This is a genomic window from Desulfosporosinus sp. I2 (assembly GCF_000960765.1).
In the GTDB taxonomy this organism is placed as follows: domain Bacteria; phylum Bacillota; class Desulfitobacteriia; order Desulfitobacteriales; family Desulfitobacteriaceae; genus Desulfosporosinus.
In genome coordinates this window covers 1-8,849 of the sequence record NZ_JYNH01000178.1, presented here as the reverse complement: position 1 = coordinate 8,849, position 8,849 = coordinate 1, and the positions used below count along the sequence as shown (strand labels likewise).

The 8,849-nt window shown below is 40.9% G+C and carries 8 protein-coding genes and 1 pseudogene; 5 read left to right on the top strand and 4 right to left on the bottom strand.

The window, feature by feature from the left end; all coding sequences use genetic code 11:
* Nucleotides 1-195: pseudogene (locus UF75_RS23235) on the bottom strand (sodium:solute symporter family protein); the annotation flags it as partial.
* Nucleotides 196-228: 33 nt separating this feature from the next.
* Nucleotides 229-333: a symporter small accessory protein gene (locus UF75_RS31170; RefSeq protein WP_348983098.1), complete on the bottom strand. Its 105-nt coding sequence runs from the start codon at nt 331-333 to the stop codon at nt 229-231.
* A 403-nt stretch (nt 334-736) separates the two neighbouring features.
* Here UF75_RS31170 and UF75_RS23230 point away from each other — a divergent pair, with 403 nt between their 5' ends.
* The 5 genes from UF75_RS23230 to UF75_RS23210 all read left to right on the top strand — a co-directional run bounded on the left by UF75_RS23230 (nt 737) and on the right by UF75_RS23210 (nt 6,455).
* On the top strand, nt 737-1,261 hold the full coding sequence (locus UF75_RS23230; protein WP_045576899.1) for a PadR family transcriptional regulator: 525 nt from the start codon (nt 737-739) through the stop codon (nt 1,259-1,261).
* Between the two features lie 387 nt (nt 1,262-1,648).
* Nucleotides 1,649-2,842, top strand: coding sequence for a thiolase family protein (locus tag UF75_RS23225; protein ID WP_045576898.1), 1,194 nt, complete (start codon nt 1,649-1,651; stop codon nt 2,840-2,842).
* 57 nt (nt 2,843-2,899) lie between these two features.
* The gene (locus tag UF75_RS23220) at nt 2,900-3,751 is read left to right on the top strand and encodes a 3-hydroxyacyl-CoA dehydrogenase NAD-binding domain-containing protein (protein WP_045576897.1); all 852 of its coding nucleotides are present in this window, start codon (nt 2,900-2,902) and stop codon (nt 3,749-3,751) included.
* Between the two features lie 134 nt (nt 3,752-3,885).
* The gene (locus UF75_RS23215) at nt 3,886-4,665 is read left to right on the top strand and encodes an enoyl-CoA hydratase-related protein (RefSeq protein WP_045576896.1); all 780 of its coding nucleotides are present in this window, start codon (nt 3,886-3,888) and stop codon (nt 4,663-4,665) included.
* 35 nt (nt 4,666-4,700) lie between these two features.
* Complete coding sequence (locus UF75_RS23210) at nt 4,701-6,455, top strand: acyl-CoA dehydrogenase family protein (protein ID WP_045576902.1); 1,755 nt, start codon at nt 4,701-4,703, stop codon at nt 6,453-6,455.
* A 132-nt stretch (nt 6,456-6,587) separates the two neighbouring features.
* Here UF75_RS23210 and UF75_RS26590 read toward each other — a convergent pair whose 3' ends face one another.
* Nucleotides 6,588-7,298 (bottom strand): 3'-5' exonuclease, encoded by a 711-nt coding sequence (locus UF75_RS26590; protein ID WP_052693559.1) that lies wholly within the window; start codon nt 7,296-7,298, stop codon nt 6,588-6,590.
* Between the two features lie 134 nt (nt 7,299-7,432).
* Nucleotides 7,433-8,849, bottom strand: a 1,417-nt coding sequence (locus tag UF75_RS23200; RefSeq protein ID WP_045576895.1) for a DUF294 nucleotidyltransferase-like domain-containing protein, incomplete at its 5' end; no start/stop codon positions are given.

The window sequence follows — 8,849 nt, the reverse complement described above, 5'->3', positions numbered from 1 at the left end:
AGCGGCCCCACCAAAACCGACAATAGCCGAAGTGGAGATAAAGGTTGCCCCATAAGCCATGCCCATGACATAAGGATGAATGTCTCCCCCTGCTACCATATAATCTTTGGAAGATTTAGTATGTCTATACCCTAGATAACCAAGGAATGAAACGACCACTACGTAGACAGCCAGAATGGTATAAAAAACGCCCATTAAGTTATCCCCTCCCTCAAATACGTACTCTTCTTATTCTTTTTCCCAGTTGATTGCGCCATATATAACACAAAGAAGGGCACTGCCGATTGATAAGAGGTAAGCAGCTATTACTCCTGGGTCAGTTAACCCTAACATAAATACACCTCCCTCGCCTAAATTTCAGAAAATTATGAATACAATGATTTTAATCAAAAAATACTGAGATGTAAAGGTCATATAAATGCAAGGGTAGTCGCTATCAAGCTAAGAAACCGTTCGCAGTTGAATTACGACTATTGCCAGTTTTGTTAAAATCCATTCGCAGGCAATTTTGAAGCGTAAAACCTTTAGAATAAACCATTGATGTGAGCAAACAATATTATTGCCTAAACTTTTAATATATTACGACTAACCGGCGGGTGGGACAAAGAAGATGATAATCATCAAATAGAGGAACTATACCCAAAAAACCATGACTTCAATGACAACTTGAACTATAGTGATAAGCCTGCTATTATAGATAATAATAGTTTATAGTAATGGGGTGGACTTTAAATATATGCTTTCAAACGCTGAATTAATTATATTAAGTTTAGTTAATGAAAAACCTTCGTATGCATATGAAATTGAAAAACAAATTGAAACTAAAAGTATGCGATTATGGGTTAGAATTGGGATAGCTTCGATTTATCAAGTGTTAACTCGATTAAACGGCAAAGGTTATCTGGATTTTAAGATTGAACGTGAAGGAAAGGCCCCTGAACGAAAACGGTATTTTATTACTGAGGAAGGTAAGGAAATATTAAAGTCTTCAGTAAAGAATGCCTTAACAAAACTCGAATGGTATTATTTAGACTTAAATGTAGCTATTGATGGTAGTGATATTCTCAGTGCAGATGAAATAAGTAATTGCCTGAAGCACAGGCTAGAGACTATAAGGTACAGTTTAAAGAAACTTCGTATCGATGTTTCAGAACTCCCTCATAAATCCAAGGAATCTATGATTAAGAGAAATGTAATGGCTCTTCGAATGACGGAAGAAAAACTAGTAGAAAGTTTGATTGAGGAATTTTTAACTTTATAATGGAAGTAGTCAAAACCATGGTTTAAGAAGCTGTACATCTCCTTGCCATAGTGTTGGACTAAAAGTCTGTGCTAGTTCGTGAATTTTATGAACTAGCTCTTCATTTTCCAATTGTACTATAGACGATAATAATATATAATAAACCTGTAAAGTAATATTCAGAAGATTGGGATTATAGCCTTGGGCCGCTCTCAAACTCGACGAAATTTAATATCCAAATCTAAATTTATGTCTTACAAGTATTATCAAGAATCTCGCAATTTCAATTGATGTTAGAGGGGGGAATATTGAACAAAGAACTTGAACGGAAGAAAAAGATAGTTAAAATGACAATGACTAAACTATGAGCGATTTAAATAGTAAGTTTAATTATGGAGGAGTATTAAAATGTATTCAAAAGCCTATATTCCATATGGTGGCTACTACAGTACACCTTTTGCTCGCTGGCAGGGTACTCTGCAAAATGAACATGCCGTTGAATTGGCGGCGTCAACTACCAAAAAATGGCTAGCCACAAAAGAGATTGATCCCAAACTATTTGATTACCTTATTTTTGGTAAAACCATTGGACAACTGCATACTTTTTACGATGCGCCTTGGGCAGCGGCTCTAATGGGGGCTCCAGATATTCCTGGTATGCATATTACTCAGGCATGCTCTACTTCCACTACTGTTCTAAATCAAGCGGCTTCAGGTATCGAGACAGGTCTTTACAAAACCTCATTTTGCATGCTCACAGACCGTTGTTCCAATGGTCCTTTTACAGTCTGGCCTAATCCAAAGGGCCCCGGTGGCGAATTGATTTCGGAAAGTTGGCTTATGGATAACTTTGCCACTGACCCTTGGGCTGGAGCTGCCATGATTCAGACTGCCGAAAACGTTGTCCAAAGGGCTGGCGGAATTACCAAGGAAGACGTTGATCGGGTTACGGCTAGACGGTACGAGCAATACCAAGATGCTTTGGCTAATGATCGGGCGTTCCAAAAACGTTATATGGTCCCAGCGGAATATAAAATAAGCAAAAAGAAATCGGGAATACTTGAAGCTGATGAAGGCGTAACTCCCACAACACTTGAAAATTTGACTCAATTAAAACCGGTCATTCCTGGTGGAGTACACTCATTTGGCGCTCAAACCCATCCGGCTGACGGTAACTGTGGGCTTATTGTAACCACAAGAGATAAAGCACTGGAACTTAGTACAGATAAAAACATTGAAGTTCAGATACTGTCCTATGGTTATGCACGTGCCGAAAAGGCTCATATGGCTATGGCCGTAGTGCCTTCATCGAGAATGGCGTTGGAAAATGCCGGTATCAGTATTAAGGACGTAAAAGCTATTAAATCGCACAATCCGTTTACGGCCAATGATTTATACATGGCGAATGAAATGGGGATTGATGTCATGACGATGAATAATTACGGTTGCTCACTTGTTTACGGGCATCCCCAGGGGCCTACTGCTGGTCGAGGAATTATTGAAATGATTGAAGAGCTGGCTATCTTAGGCGGCGGTTACGGTTTATTCACGGGATGCGCAGCCGGCGACACTGGTGCAGCCCTAGTCATTAAGGTCTCCTAATAAGATATAAAATCACTGGAAAAATAGCCATGTAAAGTTTTGAAGGAGGTATTTTTAATGAACATAAAAACAATTGGGGTAGTAGGCGCTGGAACAATGGGCACAGGTATAGCACATTTAGCCGCTATTGCTGGATATGATGTTATTCTCAGGGACATTGATATGGCTTTTATTGATCGGGCAATTAAAGCCATGGATAAACTTATGTCTCGGTCAGTGGACAAAGGCAAAATGACTGAAGAGGCTCGTCAGGCTACCCTAGCAAGAATAAAAGCGACTACAGAGCTGGAAGATATGGCTCCTGTCGACTTTGTCATTGAGGTTGTTGTTGAAAAGATGGATCTAAAGAGAGAGGTTTTCCAAGCCCTTGATCGGATCTGCCGTCCTGACGTCATCTTGGCAACCAATACATCGTCGATGTCGATCACGGAAATTGCGGCTACAACAGGACGTCCAGATAAAGTTTGTGGCATGCACTTTTTCAACCCTGCTCAAATTATGCGGCTTTGTGAGATTATACGTGGCATTAAAAGTTCTGATGAAACTATTACTACGGCAACAGAATTAGCACGGGCCTTTGGCAAGACAACGGTTGAAGTTAAAAAAGATTCACCAGGTTTCATAGTAAACCGGATCATGATTCCTCAGAATGTGGAGGCAGCCCGCCTGTTACAAGAAGGAGTAGCTTCAGTCGAGGATATTGATACAGCGATTAAATTAGGGCTTAACTATCCTATGGGTCCTTTTGAATTAATGGATTTTACTGGTGTTGATATCAACTATTTTGTCATGGAATATTTTGCAGATGAGTTTAGGGATAGCCAATATGGTGCACCTCAGATTATCAAGCAAATGGTCAGAGCTGGTAAACTCGGCAAGAAGAGCGGTGAAGGTTTCTATAAGTATTAATCACAAGTGCCGAGTTATTGTATGGATACAGGAACCCTCAGATGGTTCTAAAGAAAGTTAAGAAGTAGCTCAGACTTAGCCTTAATTGAGCTTGCGAATTAATAGACAAGTCATCTGAAGAAAGGGGTATGCCCGTGGCATATGAAGTTATTCTTTTAACGAAGGAAGATGGAGTAGCGACCATTACATTAAATACTCCTCCAATGAACCCCTTGGGCACTCAAGTGTTTCGAGAGTTAATTCAGGCACTAGATAACATCCAGGCTGATCCATCTGTCAAAGCTGTAATTATTACCGGTGCCGGAGAAAAAGCTCTGGCTGCTGGTGCAGATATTACAGAAATGGCCTATTTAACCCCTGTGGAGGTTCATACCTTCTGCCAGAATTCCCTAGTTGCCTTCTCCAAAATCGAAAATCTTGGTAAACCAGTTATTGCTGCTATTAACGGTTTGTGTTTAGGAGGGGGTACAGAACTCACTCTTGCTTGTGATTTTCGTATTGCCTCAGATACAGCAAAATTTGGTCAACCAGAAATTAATCTTGGGATTATTCCTGGGGCAGGTGCCACTCAGCGCTTACCACGTTTGATCGGTACTGCCAAAGCTAAAGAATTGATTTTTCTAGGGGAAATCATTGATGCCAATACTGCCATGAATATTGGTTTAGTCAATAAAGTTGTTCCACTGAGTTCTCTTATTGAAGAAGCAGTTAAGCTTGCTAAGAAACTAGCCTCTAAACCTGCTATTGCCATGAAAATGGCTAAGGCTTCTATTAATACGGGGATGAACCTCGATATCACCTCAGCCTTGATCTTAGAAATTCAAAACTTCATTTTGACGTTTGCAAGTGATGACCGTAAAGAGGGGATGTCTGCTTTTATGGAAAAACGCAAACCAAATTTTACTGACAAATGATACCAAATGTGAAGGTAAGAAACCTCGAGGTGAAAATCATGAATTTACCCAAAGGGGGAAGTTTTTTACTAAGTCCTACGGATCCTCAAGATATTTTTACTCCTGAAGATTTTACCGAAGAACACAGAATGATCGCGAAAATGGTTAATGATTTTGTCACAGATAAAGTTTTAGCTAACATGGAAGATCTAGAGGCAAAAAAAGAAGGTCTAATTCGTGAACTTTTAGAAGCTGCAGGGGAACTGGGCCTTTTAGGTGCAGATATCCCAGAGGAATATGACGGTATGGAACTGGACAAAATCAGTTCTACGTTGATTGCTGAAGGAATGGGGCGCTCGGGTTCGTTTGCCATGACCCAAGGTGGACAAACTGGAATTGGCAGTCTACCTATCGTCTTTTTTGGTACTGCCGAACAAAAGAAAAAGTATCTACCAGGTATTGTTAGCGCCCAAAAGATTGGGGCTTATGCATTGACCGAACCAGGAGCTGGTTCTGATGCCTTAGCAGCTAAAACAAAAGCTATCCTTAGCCCTGACGGCAAATTTTATATCTTAAACGGAAGCAAACAGTTTATCACCACGGCAGGAATGGCTGACATCTTTATCGTTTATGCCAAAATCGACGGTGAAAAATTTACAGCCTTTATCGTTGACGGCAACTCTGAAGGGTTGTCTACCGGTGCGGAAGAAAAGAAAATGGGGATCAAAGGCTCTTCTACCCGGGCTGTAGTCTTTGACGATGTTAAAGTGCCGGCGGAAAACGTCTTATTCGAAATCGGCCGGGGACATGTCGTGGCCTTTAATGTTTTAAATATGGGTCGTTATAAGTTGGCAGCAAATTCTGTGGGTAACGCTAAGTTCGCCCTTGAATTAGCTGCAACCTATGCTAACGAACGCCAACAGTTTAATACTCCGATTTCCAACTTTGGATTAATCAGAGAAAAGTTGGCCGAGATGGCTATCAGGACCTATGCCATAGAGAGTATGGTTTATCGGACTGGGGGCTTATTAGAGAATATCTTACACAGCCTGGATATTTCAGGTGCAGACGGAGGTCAAGTAGCTGCTAAAGGGATTGAAGAATATGCCTTAGAATGTTCCATTAACAAAGTGTTCGCCACAGAGGCCTTAGCTTATGTTGTTGATGAAGGGGTGCAAATTCACGGAGGATATGGTTTCATTTCCGAATATCCGATAGAAAGACTGTATCGAGATGCTCGGATTTATCGAATATTTGAAGGGACCAATGAAATCAATCGCATTTTGATCCCAACGACAATCCTGCGTCGGGTAGCTAAAGGGGATTTAGATCTCAAACAAGCACGAAAGAAGCTGAAAGAACAACAAAATGCTGGCCCCTTAACTCGGCAGGGAACTGGAGATCTGGTTCAGGCAGCTAAAGATATTTTTCTTTATATTTTTGGAGTAGGACTTGATAAGTATGGTGAAAGTTTACTCAAGCAGCAAGAGATCTTAGGGCGATTGGCTGACTTAGCAATGGGAGCTTTTGCAATAGAAAGTGTTTGGTTGAGAGTACAGAAAGCGGTGGCTAAGCATGGAGAAGCTGAAGCAAAGCTTAAAAATAACCTGACTGAGGCTTTCATCTATTCTCAAATCGGTAAGTTGGAGCTTATCGCTAAGGAATGCATATCTGCTTTAGCAGAGGTTGAAACTCTTCAGGCGCTAGATTTAGACCTGAAGAAATTAGTGGTTTATACTCCTCGGAATGTTATTAGGTTAAGACAAGAGATTGCAGCGGCAGTAGTTAAAGCGGCTAAGTATGTTGTCTGATTAGAACTGGAACTCCCACTTCTAACAATTCAACGTTAGTTGAACGAATTCAATTTGGCTGTCTATTAATTAAGAGCCTTCGAAGCAGAAGGCTCTTAATTTGTTGCTATTCAATTTTTAAAATTATGCGTATTAGATTAAATGTTTAAAAATCAGATGATTGGCTAGCTGATAGGTAGTCTTTATTCCCAAGTCCCATAAGCTGTCCAGCATTTTTGTGTAAATTTGGGCAGTGATAAGGGCATCTCCAAGAGCAGTGTGCCTTCCAGTAGGCTGAATACCGTAATATTGGGCTAAGGAATCCAGAGAACGAAGGTTTTCTTCCACAGGAAAAAGCAGTTGTGCCAGTAGAAGAGTGTCAATAGTTGGGGTATTAAGTCTATGACCACAATATCTACGTAGTTTTATATTTATGAAGTTTAAATCAAAAGAGGCTGTATGGGCAATTAAGGGGGAAAGCCCTTTGAACTCTAAAAATTGGTCTAATACAGTTAGAACATCAGGACAATTAGCGACCATTTCATTGGTGATTCCTGTAATTTCCGTAGTAATTGACGGAATAAGCCGATTGGGGTTAACAAACTGAGAGAAACATGAATCCGTGATTAGACCGTTTTCAATGGCAATTGCTCCTAAGGAGATGATCTCATCTTCCTTATTATAACAAAATCCGGTTGTCTCAGTATCGAAAACAACGAAACGACTATTAGCTAAGCCGTATTCTGGCCAAGTTTGGTGTTTAAGGAGGGTGACTTTATCATGTAAGCTGGGTAATCCTGGAGAGCTAAGTAGATAGGGATCCGTCGGGCGCTTTTTAACGAGTCTTTGTAAAGAAGTAAACAAGACACAATGCCTCCTAAATCAGATGCCAGATGTCAGATGTCAGAAATTCGAAGCCGGAAATCAGAAGCTGTATTCAGGCGTTAAGTACGAAGTTCGAAGAGCAAGGTGCGTGCATCGCGCATCGCGCATCGCAATTACAGGTATCCTTCTACACCAAAGTTGGAGCCTGTAAACGTCTGTAGGCGGTCTATCGCGATAAGACTCTCTCGTAGTACAGTGCGTTGTCTTTTGCTTAGCGTACTTGGGTTGATGTAATTATCTGGAACTAGCCCTTTGCTCAATTTCTGCAAGTTTCCACGAATTCGGAACATCATCAGTGATTGGTAAGCGGCCTCATAATACTCAGCATCATCGGTAGAAATTGCCTCGAGTGAAACGAGCTTGTATAATCTTGCTAAAGTTGAAGTATCAAGAATACCTTCACGCATTGCAAAAATACGTATACAGTCAACAATGTGAACACAGGCAGAACCCTTGATATCGACCTCATCTCGATGTCCTTGCTTTTTATCTAAAATAACCTGCTTAAAAAGTCCCAACGGTACTCTGGTTTGAAGATCGTCTTTAGCCATATGGTGAAGAATCGATGGGGCTAAGCGGAATAGATGATGTGCAAAATCTCTTAATTCCTGGGCCAGTTTTTCCTGACCATAAACCGCACGAAAATCCAGAAAAATTGTAAATTTGCGAAACGACTCTGTTGTAGGGGCGAAAATCCAGCTATTGCCAGAGTTTTTCCAACCTTGTAAAGATTGACACCAAACTGGGTTATTAGCCATGATGTTATGTTGGCACTTGGGAAAACCAGCTTCTTCAAGGCCATTAACGACAAAATTTGCTAGTGTGAGGAAATATTCTTGGACTTGTTGTTCTTGATCTTGTGTTGGCTGGGCATAGATAAGGGCATTGTCTTGATCAGAAGAAAGAGTCTGTTCTTTACGCCCACCGCTTCCCAAGGTTAACCAGCAGTAATCGAGTGGTGGCAGACCCAGACCGCGTTTGTCGAGCGCTTCTTCGGCTAAAACTAAGAGGCGACGGGTAATAAGGTCATTGAGTTCTGAAACAACCTCGCAGATCTCATTAGCAGGAGCCTTCTCAGACACCATATTAACAGTAACTTTCTGGATAAGCTTAGCTGCATAACTGAGTTCAGTAGTGGTTTCAGCGGATTCAATTCTGCTAACAATGCTTAGAGTACTGGTTCTTCGTAATCGGGTAAGATCCCCCATAGTGATGACCCCAAGAGGAAATCCGTTCTCAACGACTAAAATATACTTGTCGTGGCGTTTTATCATCGTTAATAAGGCCTCATAAAAAAATGCATCCGCTGGTAAAGTTGAGGGAGTCTTATCCATAATATCTGAGGCATATACTGCTGTGGGATTACAATCTAAAGCAAGAACTTTATTAATCAAATCTCTTTCACTCACTAAACCCAATAGTTTTCCAGTTGTTCCTATAATAGCGATCGTGCTAATATGTTGCTGTGAAAAAGTTCTCGCAACTTGACTAATAGGTGTTGCAGGTAAGCAAGTAATAACGGGAGTTGAC